14 protein-coding genes are annotated in these 17,701 nt (G+C 66.3%); 11 read left to right on the top strand and 3 right to left on the bottom strand.

What is annotated here, in order from left to right:
* Window positions 1-39: 39 nt before the first annotated feature.
* From DL891_RS00240 to DL891_RS00230, 3 genes are all read left to right on the top strand, one after another.
* Entirely contained in the window at window positions 40-855 is an 816-nt protein-coding gene (locus DL891_RS00240; protein ID WP_111718339.1) for an ATP-binding cassette domain-containing protein, read from the top strand.
* Window positions 852-2,219 (top strand): sugar ABC transporter permease, encoded by a 1,368-nt coding sequence (locus tag DL891_RS00235; protein ID WP_111718337.1) that lies wholly within the window; start codon window positions 852-854, stop codon window positions 2,217-2,219. The genes DL891_RS00240 and DL891_RS00235 overlap by 4 nt, the downstream gene beginning before the upstream one ends.
* 124 nt (window positions 2,220-2,343) lie before the next feature.
* Window positions 2,344-5,418 carry an FtsK/SpoIIIE domain-containing protein gene (locus DL891_RS00230; protein ID WP_111718335.1) on the top strand — a complete coding sequence of 1,025 codons (3,075 nt, stop codon included), beginning with the start codon at window positions 2,344-2,346 and terminating at the stop codon, window positions 5,416-5,418.
* A gap of 5 nt (window positions 5,419-5,423) precedes the next feature.
* On the opposite strand, the gene DL891_RS00225 is transcribed toward DL891_RS00230, so the two are convergent.
* Both DL891_RS00225 and gabT read right to left on the bottom strand, forming a co-directional pair.
* Window positions 5,424-6,407 (bottom strand): asparaginase, encoded by a 984-nt coding sequence (locus tag DL891_RS00225; protein WP_111718333.1) that lies wholly within the window; start codon window positions 6,405-6,407, stop codon window positions 5,424-5,426.
* A 50-nt stretch (window positions 6,408-6,457) separates the two neighbouring features.
* Entirely contained in the window at window positions 6,458-7,837 is a 1,380-nt protein-coding gene (gabT, locus tag DL891_RS00220) for a 4-aminobutyrate--2-oxoglutarate transaminase (RefSeq protein WP_111718331.1), read from the bottom strand.
* Window positions 7,838-7,923: 86 nt separating this feature from the next.
* Between gabT and DL891_RS00215 the strand changes: the two genes are divergently transcribed.
* Together DL891_RS00215 and DL891_RS00210 are read left to right on the top strand one after the other, a co-directional pair.
* Window positions 7,924-8,394, top strand: a complete 471-nt coding sequence (locus tag DL891_RS00215) for an OsmC family protein (RefSeq protein WP_232818924.1) — start codon at window positions 7,924-7,926, stop codon at window positions 8,392-8,394.
* An 82-nt stretch (window positions 8,395-8,476) separates the two neighbouring features.
* Window positions 8,477-9,865, top strand: coding sequence for an RIP metalloprotease (locus tag DL891_RS00210; protein WP_232818923.1), 1,389 nt, complete (start codon window positions 8,477-8,479; stop codon window positions 9,863-9,865).
* 106 nt (window positions 9,866-9,971) lie between these two features.
* Here the strand turns inward: DL891_RS00210 and DL891_RS00205 are convergent, their stop codons facing one another.
* Window positions 9,972-11,156: an acetyl-CoA C-acetyltransferase gene (locus DL891_RS00205; protein WP_111718327.1), complete on the bottom strand. Its 1,185-nt coding sequence runs from the start codon at window positions 11,154-11,156 to the stop codon at window positions 9,972-9,974.
* A gap of 168 nt (window positions 11,157-11,324) precedes the next feature.
* Between DL891_RS00205 and DL891_RS00200 the strand changes: the two genes are divergently transcribed.
* Genes DL891_RS00200 through DL891_RS00175 form a run of 6 tightly spaced genes read left to right on the top strand, consistent with a single transcriptional unit; the run spans window position 11,325 to window position 17,700 of the window.
* Window positions 11,325-12,551 (top strand): substrate-binding domain-containing protein, encoded by a 1,227-nt coding sequence (locus DL891_RS00200; protein WP_111718325.1) that lies wholly within the window; start codon window positions 11,325-11,327, stop codon window positions 12,549-12,551.
* Complete coding sequence (locus DL891_RS00195; protein ID WP_111718323.1) at window positions 12,551-13,327, top strand: ABC transporter ATP-binding protein; 777 nt, start codon at window positions 12,551-12,553, stop codon at window positions 13,325-13,327. Before DL891_RS00200 ends, DL891_RS00195 begins: the two co-directional genes overlap by 1 nt.
* The gene (locus DL891_RS00190) at window positions 13,324-14,115 is read left to right on the top strand and encodes an ABC transporter ATP-binding protein (protein WP_111718321.1); all 792 of its coding nucleotides are present in this window, start codon (window positions 13,324-13,326) and stop codon (window positions 14,113-14,115) included. Before DL891_RS00195 ends, DL891_RS00190 begins: the two co-directional genes overlap by 4 nt.
* Complete coding sequence (locus tag DL891_RS00185) at window positions 14,112-14,990, top strand: branched-chain amino acid ABC transporter permease (protein ID WP_111718319.1); 879 nt, start codon at window positions 14,112-14,114, stop codon at window positions 14,988-14,990. Before DL891_RS00190 ends, DL891_RS00185 begins: the two co-directional genes overlap by 4 nt.
* Entirely contained in the window at window positions 14,987-16,084 is a 1,098-nt protein-coding gene (locus DL891_RS00180; protein ID WP_232818922.1) for a branched-chain amino acid ABC transporter permease, read from the top strand. Before DL891_RS00185 ends, DL891_RS00180 begins: the two co-directional genes overlap by 4 nt.
* On the top strand, window positions 16,081-17,700 hold the full coding sequence (locus DL891_RS00175) for a class I adenylate-forming enzyme family protein (RefSeq protein ID WP_232818921.1): 1,620 nt from the start codon (window positions 16,081-16,083) through the stop codon (window positions 17,698-17,700). The genes DL891_RS00180 and DL891_RS00175 overlap by 4 nt, the downstream gene beginning before the upstream one ends.
* The last annotated feature ends 1 nt before the right edge of the window (window position 17,701 follow it).

Genomic DNA, 17,701 nt, shown 5'->3' with positions numbered 1-17,701 from the left:
TCAACTCTGTGATGACTCGGGTGAAGGGGGTGCCCGGTCATGACTCTCGCCCAACCGATCGTGCCGCCGACAAGGACTGACCCGCCGGTGCTCACGATGCGAGGAATGGGGAAAAGCTTCGGTGCGGTCCAGGCGCTGGCCGAGGTGGACCTGGACATCTTCGCCCGCGAAGTGGTAGCCATTGTTGGGGACAACGGTGCCGGCAAGTCGACACTGGTGAAGATTCTGGCCGGGGTGCACCCGGCCGACCGCGGAACGATGGAGTTCGAGGGTCGGCGGGTGACCGTCTCCAGCCCCACCGACTCACGTGACCTCGGAATCGCAACGGTGTTCCAGGACCTCGCCCTCTGTGACAACCTCGACGTGGTCTCCAACCTGTTCCTCGGCCGGGAGATCGGCACCCTGGCCCTCAACGAGATCGAGATGGAGAAACGATCGTGGACTCTGCTGCGGCAGTTGTCGGCCAAGATCCCCTCTGTGCGGATCGCGGTCGCATCCCTCTCGGGCGGTCAACGGCAGACGGTGGCGATCGCCCGTTCCCTGCTGGGAGACCCGAAGGTCGTCATCCTCGACGAACCCACGGCAGCCTTGGGCGTTGCCCAGACCGCCGAGGTGTTGAACCTGATCGAGCGTTTGCGCGAACGCGGCCTCGGCGTCGTACTGATCAGCCACAACATGGCCGATGTGATGGCGGTTGCCGATCGAGTGGTCGTGCTGCGGCTCGGCCGGAACAACGGCGAGTTCCCCATTGGACAGGTCACCCAGGAAGACATCGTCGCGGCGATCACCGGGGCAACCGACAACGTGGTGACCCGGCGTGCTTCCGGAACCCGTGGCCACGAGGACGGATCATGAGCGATCCGAAAGCTCCGGCCGGGCCTGACGCGAGTGGGGCCGACGAGACTGTGGTTGGCGAGACTGTTGCTGATGAGACAGTTGCTGACGAGACAGTTGCCGAGGAGACAGCGGCTGACGAGACAGCGGCTGACGAGACTGTGGCTGAAGTCGTCTTCGAGGAAGAGAGCCTGGACGCCCGCTCACCAATGGGCGCGTGGCGAGGGTTCGTCTCACGGACCAGGACGGGCGATCTGGGCTCTCTGCCGGTGGTCATCGGTGTGATCCTGATCTGGGGGATCTTCGGCATTCTCAACCCTGATTTCCTCTCCAGCAGCAACCTCGTGAACCTTGCCCTGCAATGCGCAGCGATCGGAACAATCGCCCTCGGTGTCGTGCTGGTCCTGCTGGTGGCGCAGATCGACCTGTCGATCGGTTCCATCAGCGGTCTGGCAGCGGCGATCCTGGCAGTGAGTTTCACCCAATGGAACTGGCCGCTCCCGGTGGCGATCGTTGCGGCGCTCGCAGTGGGAGCGATCATCGGGCTGTTCTACAGTTTTCTCTACACCCGTTTCGGTGTGCCCAGCTTCGTGATCACCCTCGCCGGCCTGCTGGGCATACTTGGCCTGCAACTATATGTGCTGGGCTCTCTGGGCTCGATCAATATTCCGTTCGACTCCTGGATCGTCAGGTTCGCCCAGCAGATGTTCCTGCCGCCGTGGCTGTCCTACCTCGTCGCGGTGGTCGCCGGGGCCGGGTATGGGATCACGGCCTACCTTGCCGCCGTCAGGCGTAAGCAGGCCGAATTGGAGGCGGTCCCGGCAGTCGAGATCGTGATCCGCAGCATCCTGCTGTTCCTCCTGCTCGGCGTTGCGTTCTGGTATTTGAACACGAACCGCGGCGTTGGTCTGATGTTCGTGGTGTTCATGGCCCTCGTCGTCATTCTGAACTATGCACTGACCCGAACCCGCTGGGGGCGCTCGGTGTTTGCCGTCGGCGGCAGTGTGGAAGCCGCGCGCCGTGCCGGAATACGGGTCAATCGAGTCTTCTTCTCGGTCTTCGTGTTGTCGACGACGTTGGCGGCATTGGGCGGACTGTTGGCAGCGGGGCGGTTGGCGGCCGCAAACCAGAGCAGCGGTGGTGGCGACACCAACCTGACCGCCATCGCCGCGGCCGTGATCGGTGGTACCAGCCTGTTCGGCGGTCGCGGAAGCGCCTGGTCGGCGTTGCTCGGCATCGTGGTCATCCAGTCGATCGCGAGCGGGCTGACGCTGCTCAGTCTGGACTCCTCGATCCGGTATATGGTCACCGGGGCGGTACTGCTGGTTGCGGTGATCATCGATGCCCTCTCCCGGCGGTCGCGGGCGATCCACGGCCGGGCCTGAACCCCTGCGAGGCACAGCACTGCCGTGCGGGTCACTGCTCCGACCGCCACAGCCCTGCGCCCTCCTCTGAACAATCAGGTGCTCCGGGCCACGAGCGGCTATCGATCCGTGTTGGGATACCTTTGTGCAGCATCCGTTCGACGACCGCGCCGGAACCCAGCAGGGAGAACAGCTGGCCCGCACCTTCGCCGTGCCGACCAGGCCCCCGCTCGGTACGGCCCCGGGCTTTCCGGTGATCGGCGCTGTCGCACCGGTGATCGGTGCTGTGGCGATCTGGCTGATGACCGGTAGCCCATTCGTGCTGGTCTTCGCCGCCCTCGGGCCGATCGTCGCCGTGGCCGGGGTGGTCGACCAGAGGCGCGGGCGGCGACGGCAGCGATTGCGCGAGTTGGCAGCGCACGAGGCCGCGCTGGTGCACCTCGAGAATTGCGTGCCCGCAGAGATCGGCCGGCGACGAGAGATCCTTCGTGTGCAGAACCCAGGAGCCCGCGAACTGTTGAGCCGTGACGCCGGCGGTGACAGCCGGTGGCGCGACGTGGATGCCCGTCAGCTGGTGGCGTTGGGGTTCGGCTCAGTTCCGAGTGGCCTGCGACTGGAGGATCCGCCCGGTGGCGCGGAGGATTCGCGGGTCGCAGCCCTTCGACGTGCCGCGGCAATCATCCCGAATGCCCCGGTGGTGGGCGACTGTGCGGGTGGGATCGCGATCTGCGGTCCGCCGACCATCGTTCGCGCGATCGCCCGCGGCTATCTGGTTCAACTGCTCAACCGGCTGCCGCCGGAATCGCTGCACCTCCGGCTTCCGACAACCCCGGAATGGGACTGGGCACGCAGCCTGCCGCACCGGGAGGGGAACCTGCAGGCACAGTTCGCGCCTGGATCGGCGCGAACCGTGTTCGAGGTGGTCGATCTGTTCGACGGCAGCCGACGCGCTACCGAGAAACGGTCGGCAGTGACGCCGGGGACGATTGGCTCGGAGGCTGAAAAAATTCGGAGCCTGATGGTGGTGGCGCCCGATGTCCGGCGGCTGCCGGCCCAGTGCGCGACGCTCGTCGATGTCGCCGGAGCCGATCACGCAAGGATCATCGTGGGGGCCGGGCCGGGGGAGCGGGTGTCCTGCGAATTGGTCTCGGCGGCGGAAGCGGCGGAATTCGCGCAGGTGCTCCGTGCACACGCACACGACCGCGGAGTAGTTTCCTCCGGTGAGATGTTCTCGCCCGTGCAACTGGCGAACCTGTTGGATCACCGTTCGCCCGGATCACAGGTTTTCGGCACCGGGCCGTCGGGGCCCCGTTCGAACCTGGCTGCTCCGGTCGGCCGGGCGGCCCAGGAGACAATCACACTCGACCTCGTTGCCGATGGGCCGCACGCCCTCGTCGGTGGAACCACCGGCAGCGGCAAGAGCGAACTCCTGATCACCTGGGTGACAGCGATGGCAGCGTCCTATTCGCCGGAGTCGGTGACCTTCCTCCTGGTCGATTTCAAAGGGGGAGCGGCTTTTGCCCCGCTGGCAGCCCTGCCGCATTGCGTCGGAGTGATCACCGACCTCGGCCGCACCGAGGCGACCCGGGCGCTGGCCAGCGTCGGCGCAGAGATCACGTATCGCGAGAGCGTGCTGCACCGAGCCGGTGCGCGTGATATCACCGAGTTGACCGGGGAGACGTTGCCTCGGTTGGTCGTGGTCGTCGATGAGTTCGCCGCCATGCTCGACGACTTCCCGGATCTCTACGAGTTGTTCGTGGATATCGCTGCCCGCGGCCGGTCTCTGGGATTGCACCTCATCCTCTGCACTCAACGTCCGGCTGGGGTGGTGCGTGACGCGCTTCGTGCGAACTGTAACCTCCGCCTGTCCCTGAGGGTCAACAACGCGCCCGACAGTGAGGCAGTGATCGGCACAAACGCCGCTGTGATGCTCCCGGCCGCATCGCCCGGCGCCTGCTGCTTGGCCGCCTCCGGCGGGCCCGTGGGTTTCATGGTTGCCACGACCGACACCGAGATGATCATGCACGCCCGCGCGCGCTTCGAGGCCGGGCCGGCTCCGCCGCGCCGACCGTGGCTTGATCCGTTGCCGGCAGTCATCGGGCTCGAAGCCCTGCCTGCGCTGGTGCAGGCTGCGGCACCCAACAATGGAGAACCACCGGTCGCGGACGTGGCAGACGAATTCGTACTCGGCGTCACCGATCTTCCCGAGGAGCAGAAGCAGGAGGTGTTGCGCTATCGCCCGGCCGTCGACGGAAACCTCTTGCTGCTCGGGGCCGCACGCACAGGAAAGACCAGCTGCCTGCACCTGTTGGCCGTGCAGTCTCGATCGACGCGCCAGGTACGCCTGGTTCCACGCGGAATCGAGGGGGCCTGGGATACGGTCACAGACCTGGCCCAGCGGGCGGCCTCGGGCAGCCGAGGTGCCGCAACCCTGCTGCTGATCGATGACCTCGACTCGTTGGTCAGCCGAATCCCGGTCGAGCACAGCCAGGACTTCCTGGACGCCGTGCACCTGCTTGCACGTGATGGTTCGCAGGTGGGGATCCAGCTCGTGGCCACGACCCGGCGGGCCACGGGACTCGCCGCCATCCTGTCGTTATTCGAACAGACGATCATGCTGCGGATGACCAGCAGCCAGGAACACGTGTTGGCCGGGGGCGCGGCGTCACAGTGGGATGCCGCGCTGCCGCCGGGCGGCGGGATTCATCGGCAGCATCGGGTGCAACTCGCGGTGACGGATGCTGTTTCTGGTGCTCCGGAGCCGCAACCGGCCGTTGTGGAGTTCGTGCCGGGGCACGGATATCTGCTGGTCAGCGCCTGGCCCAGGCGGCGTGCCCGCCAGTTGCGCGAGTTTCCTGGCGCGGCGCCGAGGGTTGTCGATATCGGGCACGAGGTCGAACAGGCCCGGGCGTATGCCGACGGGGATGTGTCGATGAATGCTCACCACGATCCCACGTCAGGCCGCGGTGGCGAACTCATCCTCCAGCATCGATCGGCGACGATACTGGTCGGAGACACCGACCACTGGCAATCCCAACCGGCGTTGTTCGGCAGGCTGCGCCGCAGTTGCACGTTGGTGTTCGACGGGTGCAGCGTCGCCGAATACCGAATGCTCACCCGCAGCCGGGACGTACCGCCGCCTCTCGAAGTCGGCGCGTCGCGGGTGTGGTTGCTTGCGCCAGGCGGGGAAGTCGGACGCGCCCGCTGGCCCACCGACTGACACCGTCAGTCGACGATGTCTGCGCGGATCTCGCCAACTCGTTCGGTGCCCCCAAAGATCGTCAGATCCAGGAGGGGAAGTACTTCGGCGACGGCCGTATGGTCGATGGCACCCGCTTCGGCGAGCAGTTCCAATCCGACCGCCGTGGTCGCCCGTGACGAGCCGTCGAGCATCTTCACGGCAACGGCGACACCGTCGGGTGCCGCCATCACAAGCACGCCCTCGGCGCCGAGCTTGGCCACCAGGCCGAGCCTGTCTGCGACGATCTGGTTCGGGCGCCCGGGCCCCTCGATCACCCACCCGTTGGCGAGGATGGCGTCGGCCAGGATGCGTGCGTAGTGGTCGAGGCTGCCAACTTCGGGGTGCCTGCCCGGCGCGGCGCCCAGCCGGCCGATACCGCGTGCGAGCGCGGTCAGCGAAAGCGCGTAGACGGGGGCGCCGCAGCCGTCGGTCGCCGCCGCGTGCACCTGTTCGCCGGTGAACTCCTCGATCGTCGTGAGGATCAGTCGTTGCAACGGATGGTCGGGGGACAGATAGTCGGGCAGCGACCATCCGTTTCGCACGCAGGTCAGCAGCATGGCCGCGTGCTTGCCGGAACAGTTCATGTAGACGGTCTGCTTGCCGTCGCCGCGCTGTCGGGCGGCGGCACGTGCGGCTGGATCGCCGGGCCAGTCGACCGGGCAACGCAACGCATCCCGGCCGAGACCGGCCTCAGCCAGCAACGCGTCCACCAGTTCGACGTGCCCGTCGGTGCCTGTGTGGCTGGCCGTGGCGATCACAGCGGTGGGGCCGGCGAGGGGCGCGCCGGCGCTCAACATTGCGATTGCCTGGAACGGCTTCAGGCAGGAGCGGGCGAGAACCGGCGCGTCCGGCGCGCCGACAGCTCGAATGACCGTGCCGTCTGCCGCGGTGACGACGGCACTGCCGGCGTGCCGTGACTCGACGAACCCACTGCGTTCGACCACAGCCAACTGGGCAGCATCAGCCACCTGGAACGTGCCCGAACGCTCAGGCCGGGGCGTTGTCCCGGCGCCGGCCGTCACAGTGTTGCGAGTGCGTCGTCCACCACGCTGACCGCGTCGAGGATCAGTTCGTCGGTGAGCGCCAGGCTCGGCAGGAACCGGATCACGTTGCCGTAGGTGCCGGCGGTCAGCAGGATGACGCCCTGCTGCGCCGCGTACGCCGCGATGGCGCTGACGGCGGCCGCGTTCGGCTCCTTGGTGGTGTCTCCGGTGCCCGGAGCCACGAGCTCGATCGCGATCATCGCCCCGATACCGCGGATGTCTCCGATGACGTCGTACTTCTGCTTCAGCTTCTCCAACGCGGGCACCAAAGTGTTCTGGATGCGAGTCGCCTCGGCCAACAAGTTTCCTGCGGCGATCTGCTCGAACACGGCGACCGCGGCGGCTGCGGCCACCGGGTTTCCGCCGAACGTGCCGCCGAGGCCACCGGGCTGGGCACAGTCCATGATTTCGGCGCGGCCGGTGACAGCAGCCAGAGGGAGACCGCCGGCGATGCCCTTCGCGCTCAACACCATGTCCGGCACCAGGCCGAAGTGCTCGCTCGCGTACCAGGCGCCGGTGCGCGCGAGACCCGACTGGATCTCATCGGCGATGAAGACGATCCCGTTGGCGGTGCACCACTCCTGCAGGGCCGGAAGGAACCCGTCGGCTGGAACGATGAAACCGCCCTCACCCTGGATCGGCTCGACCACCAGGCAGGCCAGGTCTTCGGCGCCGACGGACTTCTCCAGATAGGCGATGGTGCGCTTGGCGGCGTCTGCGCCGCTCAAGCCGTCGTGGTACGGGTAGGAGTTCGGGGCGCGGTAGACGTCGCCGGCGAGCGGGCCGAACCCGGTCGCGTACGGGGCCGCCTTGAAGTTCATCGCCATGGTGAGGTTGGTGCGACCGTGGTAGGCGTCGTCGAGCACCGCGACACCGTTTCGCCCGGTGTATTTGCGGGCGATCTTCACGCCATTCTCCACGGCCTCGGCGCCCGCGTTGATCAGGACGGTCTTCTTGGCGAAATCGCCTGGCGTGTGCTCGGCCAGCAGCTCGGCGACGCGCACGTACTCCTCATAAGGCGTGACCGTGAACAGGGTGTGCAACACGTCATCGATCTGCTCGTGGGCGGCTCGCACCACTGCGGCGTCGGTGTGTCCGATGGTGGTCACGCCGATCCCGGCGCCGAGGTCGATGAACTGGTTGCCGTCGACGTCGACCACGATCGCCCCGTTTGCGCGGGCGATGTAAACCGGCAGAACGGACGACACCCCGACCGGCACGACGGCCTGGCGTCGTTTGTGCAGTTCGACGGACCGTGGTCCGGGTATGGCCGTGACAATACGGCGTTCCTGGGGAACGCTGTACTTGGAAGCGGCGGACGATGCGGATGCGGGGGCAGAAAGTGTGTCAGTCATGGTTCCTCCAGCTTATCGTTGCCCGGAAGTTTGTCGATAGCATTTACTCCAGTGGGAGTAGCCACGGGTCGGGAGCTGAAGAATTGTTGAACGAACACCATTTCGAGGTCTCGTGCACCTGGCAGGGCAACCGGGGCACCGGCACCAGCGGCTACCGTGAATACGGCCGGGAACTTGAGCTGACCGCCGCGGGTAAGGCACCGATCGCCGGCTCCGCAGCGCGGGTGTTCCACGGAAACGCCGACCGCTGGAACCCGGAAGACCTTCTGGTGGCGGCCCTCGCGCAGTGCCATATGCTCTCCTTCCTGCACGTTGCAGTCCTGCACGGTGTCATCGTCACCGATTATCGAGACGACGCCCGAGGAGTGATGGAGCAGACCCCTGATGGCGGCGGACAGTTCACAGGCGTCACGCTCAAACCCGTGGTCACGATCACCGATGCCGAGCAGGCCGAACTGATGACACAGCTGCATGCCGAGGCGGCCGGCAAATGCTTCATCGCCCGATCGGTGAACTTCCCGGTTTCACACGAACCGGTCACCCTCATCGCGTCGTAGGCGCAGAGCCGGCTCCCGCGGCATCCGAGACCCTCAGGTTTCGGCCAGCGCGCCCACAGGTTTCAGCGGTTACCCTGAGACCGTGGATTCCATTCTCTTGTTCCTCCTCGGCGTCGCCATCATGGTGGTCGGCCTGGCCGTGTCGATCGGGTTGCACGAGATCGGGCACCTGGTGCCCGCAAAACTGTTCGGGGTGAAGGTCACCCAGTACATGATCGGATTCGGCAAAACGCTGTGGTCGCGCACGAGGGGCGAGACCGAGTACGGCATCAAGATGATCCCCCTCGGCGGTTACATCGCCATGATCGGCATGTTCCCGCCGGTGAAATCTGGCGGCGGGATGCGCACCGCCAGCACGGGTTTCTTCAACACTCTCGTGCAAGACGGTGCCGGAGACACGGTGCCGGTAAAGCGGGGCTTCACCGGTTCGCTGGTCGACGATGCTCGGCGTGCGTCTGCTGACACCATCGGTGAGGGCGAGGATCACCGCGCCTTCTACCGCCTGCCGGTCTGGAAGCGCGTCATCATCATGGCCGGTGGGCCGTTCATGAACCTCCTGATCGCGGTGGTGTTGTTCGCCATCCTGCTGATGGGGTTCGGCCAGGCGATGCCGTCGACCACGATCGGGTCGGTCTCGGAGTGCGCATTGCCGGCGACCAGTACGAGCCAGGCCTGCACGGCGGCTGACCCGAAGGCGCCGGCCGCCGTTGCTGGGATCAAACCGGGCGACACGCTTGTTTCCATCGATGGCGTGCCGATCACCAGTTGGAACCAGTCGACGGCTCTGATCCGTGACGCGTCCGGGCAGACGCTGAGCGTGGTGGTCAACCGTGATGGCGCCCAGCAGACGCTCGCCCTGACACCGCTGTTGACCGAGCGTTACGCCCTCGACGCAGAGGGCAACGTGATCAACGGCGCGGATGGCAAGCCCGAATTGCAGAATGTCGGCTTCGTCGGCATCGGTCCGGCCTCCGAACTGGTGCGGCAGCCCGTGACCGCCGTGCTGCCAGCGGTCGGCGAGAACATTGCCGCGGTCGGCAACATGATCCTGCACCTGCCGCAGCGGCTCGTCGACGTCGCCAACGCAGCATTCAGCACGGCCCCGCGCGACCCGAACGGCCCGATCAGCGTGGTCGGCGTCGGCCGAGTGGCCGGGGAGATCGCCATGATCAATACCATCCCGGTCATGGACAAGGTGTACTCGTTCATCGGGCTGCTGGCATCACTGAACGTAGCCCTGCTCGTGTTCAACCTGATCCCCTTGATGCCTCTGGATGGCGGCCACATCGCCGGTGCCCTGTGGGAGGGCATCCGCCGCTGGTTCGCGAAGGTGTTCAAGCGGCGCGATCCGGGCCCCGTCGACACGGCCAAGCTGATGCCGATCACGTTCGCGGTCGTCGCCGTGCTGGGCGCGATGAGCCTGTTGCTGATGTACGCCGACATCGTCAAGCCGATCAACTTCTTCGGCTGACGTCGGCTGACGTGTCACTGCAACAACTTCAGGAGCTGACGGGGGCGGGGCGCCGTAGCGGCCCCGCCCCGCTGTCGTCCTGAAATTCTCGGGGGCGGGAACGACATCAGCGCCGCAGCAGCAGCGCCTCGCCCTGGCCGCCGCCCCCGCAGAGGGCGACAGCGGCCTTGCCGGTGCCGCGACGCGCCAACTCCGATGCTGCGTGCAGGGCGAGCCGGGTTCCAGAGGAGCCGATGGGATGCCCGATCGCGATCGCCCCGCCGTGGATATTGACCCGGTCTGCGGTGATCCCGAGCTCCCGAGTGGACTCCAGCGCGACCGCGGCAAACGCCTCGTTGATCTCGACCAGGTCGAGGTCGTCGGCCTGCCAGCCCTGACGGGTCAGCGCGCGAATGATCGCATTCGCCGGCTGCGAGTGCAGGGAGTTGTCGGGGCCGGCGACCTGGCCGGATGCCTCCACCACGGCGAGCCACGGCAGACCGTGCTCCTCGGCCCACGCCCGGCTGGCCACCACGACCGCGCTGGCGCCGTCGCTGAGCGGCGACGAGTTGCCCGCGGTGATGGTTCCGGAAGGATCGAAGGCGGGCCGCAACCGGGCCAGCGTCTCGGTGGTGCTGTCGGCGCGCACTCCCTCATCGGTGTCGACCACCAATGGCTCGCCTCGGCGCTGCGGCACGGCGAGCGGGGTGATCTCATCCGCGAACAGGCCGTCGGCTTGTGCCTTCGCCGCGCGCTGGTGTGAGGCGGCGGCTATCTCATCCTGCTCCAGCCGGCCGATACCCAGCCTGGTGTTGTGATTGTCGGTGGAAAGCCCCATCGACAGGCCGTCGAAGGCATCGCTCAAGCCGTCGTGGGCGGCGTGGTCCAGGGCCGTGACGCTGCCATACGGCCAGCCCTGCCGGGAGCCGGGCAACAGGTGGGGGGCAAGTGACATCGACTCCTGGCCGCCGGCGATCACCACGCTCGCTTCACCGAGGCGGATGATGCGGGCGGCATCGATGATGGCGGCGAGGCCGGACAGGCACACCTTGTTCACCGTCATCGAGGGAACGTTCCACGGGATGCCTGCTGCAATCGCGCTCTGACGCGCCGGGTTCTGCCCGCAACCGGCCTGCAGCACCTGCCCCATCACCACGGCGTCCACCTGGTCGCCGGTGACCGTGGCTCGTGCCAGTGCGCCGGCGATGGCGGCGGTTCCCAACTGCACGGCGGTCATCGAAGACAACTGCCCGTTGACCCGTCCCTGCGGTGTGCGCGACCCTGCGATGATGACGACCTCGGTGTTGCTCATGATGACCTCATTCTGTGCTTGTTTCTCTGTTCGTTGCTTCGTGTCCTGCGGCTGCCCACGCGTTTCGACTTGACAGCGGCCTACATCCATCATAGGTTTCTGAGACCTGAACCATGTGTCAGGTTCACAATCCATTATCGTCGTTCACTGTAAGGAAAGGCAGTCCCCATGCGGGTAACAAAGAAGTTTGCGGCACCGGCGCTGATCGCAGCCGCCGCCCTGGTGCTGGTCGGTTGCGCACCAACCGGAGCAGACCCTGCTCCCAGCACCGCGCCCGTTGCCGGCGAGACGAGTGCCCCGGCCACGGGCGACCCGGTACAAGTCGGCATGATCACCTCGATCACCGGCCCGCTCGCGGCATACGGCGCAGCGTACGTCAACGGTTTCAACGCGGGGCTCGACTATGCCACCGATGGTACCGGCGCTGTCGACGGTCGTGAGCTGCAGATCACGTGGGAAGACGACCAGGGCAACCCTGACACCGCCGTCTCCAAGGCCAAGGACCTGATCGGTCAGGGCTACCAGATCCTCGCCGGCACCGTCGTGTCCGGCATCGCCGTTTCGCTGGCCGAACAGGCCGAACAGAACAAGGTTCTGTACCTCTCGGGCCCGGCAGCCGCCGACGTCATCACCGGGGTGAACGAGTACACCTTCCGTTCCGGCCGCCAGACCTACCAGGATGTCGCCACTTCCGGCACGTTCATCGGTGATCCCTCAGGCAAGAAGATCGTCGTGTTCGCGCAGGACAACGCGTTCGGCCAGGGCAACCTCGCCGGCGTCGAGGCCGTGCTCGGTGCGAAGGGCGCCACCGTTGACGGCGTACTGGTCGCCGAGGACGCGACCGAGTTCACCCCGTTCTCGCAGCAGCTGCTCGACGCGAAGCCCGACCTGGTCTTCGTGGCCTGGGCCGGTGCCTCGTCAGGAGCGATGTGGGAGTCCCTCCAGCAGCAGGGTGTCTTCGACTCGATTCCGGTCGTGACCGGACTGGGTGACCTGTCGACCTACGGTGCCTACGGCCCCGCCAGCGACAAGATCAGCTTCCTGTCGCACTACTTCGGTTCCGCAACGGACAACGCCGCCAGCCAGGCGATGATCGCCCACCTCGACGCCGCCGGGGAGCAGGCAGACCTGTTCACACCCGATGGTTTTGTGGCGGCCCAGATGCTCGTCCAGGCTGTGTCCGCCGGCGGCGGAGACAACGTCGACGACATGATCGGTGCCCTTGAGGGCTGGACGTTCGACTCGGTGAAGGGTTCGGTCACGGTTCGTGCCGAGGACCACGCCATGATCCAGCCGATGTTCCAGGCCAAACTGGTCAAGGATGCCGACGGCAACTGGACTCCGGAGCTGGTTGACGTGGTCGACGCTGACGTCGTCGCGCCGCCGATCGGTTAATTTCCGTGACCGGCCAGCCCGTACTCGAAGCCGCTGTACTTGAAATAGACGGCGTCGGCCTGCAGATCGGCGGTGCGCAGATCCTCCGGGATGTGTCGCTGTCGGTCGCCGCAGGCGAGATGCTCGGTGTGATCGGCCCGAACGGGGCGGGAAAGACCACCCTGTTCAACGTGATCTCGGGTGTTCTCACCGCGACCGAGGGTGTGGTTCGCCTCGATGGCAGAGAAGTCACTCGCGAACCGATCCACACCAGGGCACGGGCTGGCCTGGGCCGCACCTTTCAAACCTCGAGCCTGTTCAACGGGCTCTCCGCGACCGAGAACGTTCGGCTCGCCGCCCAGGTACAGGCCGGCGGTGCCACGCGGGTGACCCGCTTCCCGCGTGGTTCGGACGACGCGAACCGCGTCGCCCAGGACCGCCTGGCCGAGGTCGGGCTCGCCAGCCGGGGCCACGCCCTGGCCGGCGGCCTTTCGCACGGAGACAAACGCAAATTGGAGATCGCGATGCTGCTGGCGATGGAGCCGCGGGTCATTCTGCTCGACGAACCGATGGCCGGCGTCGGATCCGGCGACGTACCAGGGCTGATGGACGTCATTCGCGGTCTGCACCACGGCGGACGCACGGTGCTCATGGTCGAGCACCACATGGAGGTTGTCATGGGGTTGGTCGACCGGGTGGCCGTCATGCACCACGGCGAACTGCTCGCCTGCGACACCCCCCAGAAGGTGATGGCCGACGAACGCGTGCAATCGGCGTATCTGGGAGCGACGGCATGAGCGAGAACATCCTTTCGGTGCGAGCGCTTCGAGGCAGCATCGCAGGCCAACAGGTCGTCGAAGATGTCTCCTTCGACGTGCCGAGCACCGGCGTGACCGCGCTTCTGGGTCGCAACGGCGTGGGCAAGACCAGCACCATCAAATCGATCCTGGGACTGATCACCCGCACCGGCGAGGTCACCTTCGAAGGACGCCGTATTGATCGGATGCCCACCCACAAGATCGTTCAACTGGGCATCGGATACGTTCCCGAGGACCGCGAGATCTTCTCTGCCCTCACGGTGGCCGAGAACCTGAAGCTGGCCGAACGAGATGCCGCCCCGAACCGCGAGTTCATCGACGAGCTGTTCCCCGATCTGGTGCAGCGCGCAGCACAGCGCGCGGGCACGCTGTCTGGCGGGCAGCAACAGATGGTGTCGTTGGCACGGGCGTTGCTGAACACCAACAAGCTGTTGCTGGTGGACGAGCCGACCAAGGGGTTGGCGCCCCGGATCGTCGGCGAGGTCGCCAACGCGCTGGAGACCGCAGCCCGCACGGTGCCGATTCTCCTGGTGGAGCAGAACCTGCAGGTGATCCGACAACTCGCCGACAGGGTTGTGGTGCTCGCCGACGGTCGGGTCGTGTTCACCGGTGAGGCCGACGAGTTGCTCGATGACGAAGACCTGATCACCCGACTGCTGGGTGTGCACGGAGACAGTGCAGAAAGCAGCAGTGCAGAAAGCAGCAGTGCAGAAAGCAGCAGTGCTGCCGCGGCCGACAGCTCGACGAACGAAGAGGTGTCGGTATGAGCACCATCGTGCTGTTGTTGATCACCGGCCTCGGCCTCGGGGCACTGTACTTCCTGGTGGCCTCCGGGCTGTCCCTGATCTACGGCCTCATGGGCGTGCTGAACTTCGCCCACGGCTCCTTCCTCACCCTCGGCGCGTTCATCGGTTGGGAGGTGGCCAGACGGCTGAGCGACGGCACATGGTGGACACTCGGTGCCTCCATGATCGCGGGAGCCATCATCGGTGCCGCCTTCGCCGCGGCCACCGAGTTCTTTCTGATCCGGCCGCTGTACCTCAGGCACATCGAACAGGTGTTGGTCACGGTCGGTCTGGCCCTGGCCTCGGTTGCACTGTTCGAGGGGATCTGGGGCACCGACCCGATCTATGTGGTCAACCCGGAATGGCTGGGGCTGACCACTGAGATCCTCGGAGCACGCATCCCGAACAGTCGTTTCCTCCTGATCGGCTGCGCCGCGCTGGTGCTGCTCGCGATCGTGCTTTTCCTCAAACACACCCGTTACGGTCTGATCATCCGGGCCGGGGTCGAGAACCGGTCGATGGTCACGGCCCTCGGAATCGATGTGCGGCGCGCGTTCACCCTCGTGTTCGCCATCGGTGGGGCCGCGGCCGGGCTCGGCGGTGTGCTCGCCTCGGTCTACTACGGTTACGTCTCAGCCCACATCGGGGGATCGCTTCTGATCTTCGCCTTCATCGTCACGGTGATCGGCGGCCTCGGCTCCCTGGCCGGTGCTGCCGTTGCCAGTGTGCTGGTGGCGGTGTTGCAGCAGTTCGCGAATTACTACCTCTGGGGCACCGGTGACCTCGCAGTCGTACTGGCGCTGGCCGCGGTGCTGCTGATCCGGCCACAGGGCCTGATGGGGAAGAGTGTGCGATGACAAAGATATCTGCCCGGATGCGCGCCGGGATCATCGTGGCCGCCAGTGTCGCATTGATCGGGTTCGCCGCGCTCCTTCCGCTGCTCGCCATCGATATTCCCGGTGTCTTCCCCGGCCCGTCCTACACGCCAGGAACACTACAGGTGCTCGCGTACGCCATGCTGATCGCGGCACTCGCGCTCAGCTACCACCTGTTGTTCGGTCTGGCAGGCATGCTGAGCTTCGGCCATGCGCTGTTCTTCGCGGCCGGCGCCTACGGGCTCGGCGTGGTGCTTCGCAACTTCGCGCCCGAGTGGCTGCCTCCTGGCGGCGCATTCGTCGCTGCGATCCTGATCACCATCGTGTTCGCGATCATTCTCTCGGCGTTCGTGGGCGCGCTCAGCCTGCGCGTGACCGGCATCTCGTTCGCCATGGTCACCCTCGCCTTCGCGCAGGCGGGTTCAGTGCTGGTCAGGCGCAACCCCGGCAAGAAGACCGGCGGTGAAGAGGGTCTGCCGCTGGATGTGACCCGTGTGCCCGACGCGCTCGTCGGGGTGCTCCAGACCAAGAACCTGTACTGGCTGGCACTGGCCATCCTGGTCGTGGTTTATTTGGTGACGCTCTGGGTGGAGAAGTCCCGGGCCGGCCACGTGGTGGCCGCGGCCAGGGAGAACGACCTGCGAGTGCGCGTGCTCGGTATCCGGCCGTACGGGGTCAGGTTGGTCATCTTCGCCATCGCCGGGGTATTGGCCGCAATCGCAGGGATGGGATTCCTCTTGCTGCAGTCCGGGGTGTCCCCGCGAGTGGCCACTCCCGACTTCACATTGTCACTCCTGGTGATCGTGGTGCTCGGTGGGGTCGGCTACCGCTGGGGTGCCGTGCTCGGCGCAATCGTGTACACACTGCTCGACCAGAGGCTGACCGCACTCGCGGGGTCCGAGGCGGTCGCCTCGTTGCCCGATATCCTTCGGATACCCTTGTCGCAACCACTGTTCATCCTCGGGACGCTGTTCATTCTCGTGGTGTTGTTCCTGCCCGGTGGCATCGCGGGGATTCCCGCAAGCGTTCAAGCCGCTCGACGCAACCAGACGGTTGAAGAGAAGGAGTTGGTGTGATCCACACGCTGCCTCCGCAAACCGAATCACTGCACCCCGACGGTCTGCATTGCCTGGGGCGGTGGACCAGCGACCGTGCGCGTGCGACCCCGGAGCGGGTGGCCGTCGACGACCGGGGAGTGCCACTGAGCTATGGCCAGTTGGAGGACAGGGCGGCCGCGTTGGCCGGCGCCCTCCTTCAGGCCGGCTACCTCATCGGAGACCGCATCGCCACCGTCACCGGCAACAGTGCAGATCATGTCGTACTGTTCTTCGCCTGTGCCAAGGCCGGGCTCGTGCTGGTGCCGCTGTCCTGGCGGCTCTCGGTGCGTGAGCTGTCCGAACAGCTGCAACTGGCCGACCCCGCACTGCTCGTGATCGAGGACGAGTTCGCCACCCTCGCACGCGCGGCCGCAGAGCGTGCCGTCGACGCGCCACCGATCACGCAACTCGGGGCCCGTGGCGTCGAGGTCGAGGTGCCGTCACCCCGACATCCGACTCTGGGCACAGGCGGTGAATCTCGCACGACGCGCGGGGTCCGCGATGACGACCCGTTGCTGATGATCTTCACCTCGGGCACCCAGGGCAGCGCAAAGGCGGCGGTGCTCACCCACGCCAACTGTTTCTGGACGAACCTGTCCCTCTCCCGCATCGCCGAACTCACCAGTTCCGACGTGGTCCTGGCGGTGATGCCGCAATACCATGTGGGCGGCTGGAACATTCAACCGTTGTTGGCCTGGTGGGTGGGCGCGACGGTCGTGCTCGAGCGCACGTTCGACCCCGGCCGGGTATTGCAGTTGATCGCCGACCGGCGCATCACCACCACGATGGGCGTGCCGACCAACTATCTCTTTCTCGCCCAGCATCGGTCCTTCGCCCGCACCGACCTGTCCAGCCTGACCCACGCCATCGTCGGCGGGGCACCGATGCCCGAGCCATTGTTGCGTACCTGGCATGCGCGCGGCGTCTCTCTCAGCCAGGGCTACGGGTTGACCGAGGCCAGCCCGAACGTGCTCTGCCTGCCCGACGAGGACGCGACCCGAATGGCGGGATTCGCCGGCTTGCCCTACCCGCACGTCGAAGTCGCCGTCGCCGACCCGGTCACCGGCGAACAACGGGATGGGGCTGCCGAGGGCGAACTCCTCGTTCGTGGCCCCGGAGTCTTCGCAGGTTATTTTCGCGCCCCCGAACTGACCGAACGAGCACTGCAGGGCGGCTGGCTGCACACCGGTGATCTGGTGCGACGTGACGAGAACGGCTACTTCCAGGTCATTGACCGACTCAGCGACGTGTTCATCTCGGGCGGTGAGTCCGTTGCGCCTGCCGAGGTCGAGCGCGTGCTGTTCGAGCACCCGGCGGTGAGCGACGCCGCCGTCGTCGGAGTTGCCGACGAACGCTGGGGTGAGGTGGGTGTCGCGTTCGTGGTGGCCAATGCTTCTCGCGCCACCGACGAGGCTGACCTACTCGCGCACGCCCGCAGCCAACTGGCGAGATTCAAAGTGCCTGCTCGGGTGCGATTCGTCGCAGAGATTCCCCGGTCGAGTGCCGGCAAAGTGCTGAGGCACGAGTTGCTCAAGCAGTGGCGAGACGACGTCGTGCCGGCGTCGATCCCTTTCTCCGAGGAGGCCGACCGGTGAC

The sequence above is a fragment of the Homoserinimonas sp. OAct 916 genome, from assembly GCF_003260275.1.
Taxonomy (GTDB): domain Bacteria; phylum Actinomycetota; class Actinomycetes; order Actinomycetales; family Microbacteriaceae; genus OACT-916.
This window is presented reverse-complemented; position numbering and strand designations above follow the sequence as displayed.

Coding starts and splice junctions, on each gene's coding strand:
- DL891_RS00205 (WP_111718327.1), bottom strand. CDS start 11,156: ATGAGCAACACCGAGGTCGTCATCATCGCAGGGTCGCGCACACCGCAG.
- DL891_RS00190 (WP_111718321.1), top strand. CDS start 13,324: ATGAGCGAGAACATCCTTTCGGTGCGAGCGCTTCGAGGCAGCATCGCA.
- DL891_RS00185 (WP_111718319.1), top strand. CDS start 14,112: ATGAGCACCATCGTGCTGTTGTTGATCACCGGCCTCGGCCTCGGGGCA.
- DL891_RS00235 (WP_111718337.1), top strand. CDS start 852: ATGAGCGATCCGAAAGCTCCGGCCGGGCCTGACGCGAGTGGGGCCGAC.
- DL891_RS00180 (WP_232818922.1), top strand. CDS start 14,987: ATGACAAAGATATCTGCCCGGATGCGCGCCGGGATCATCGTGGCCGCC.
- gabT (WP_111718331.1), bottom strand. CDS start 7,837: ATGACTGACACACTTTCTGCCCCCGCATCCGCATCGTCCGCCGCTTCC.
- DL891_RS00200 (WP_111718325.1), top strand. CDS start 11,325: ATGCGGGTAACAAAGAAGTTTGCGGCACCGGCGCTGATCGCAGCCGCC.
- DL891_RS00240 (WP_111718339.1), top strand. CDS start 40: ATGACTCTCGCCCAACCGATCGTGCCGCCGACAAGGACTGACCCGCCG.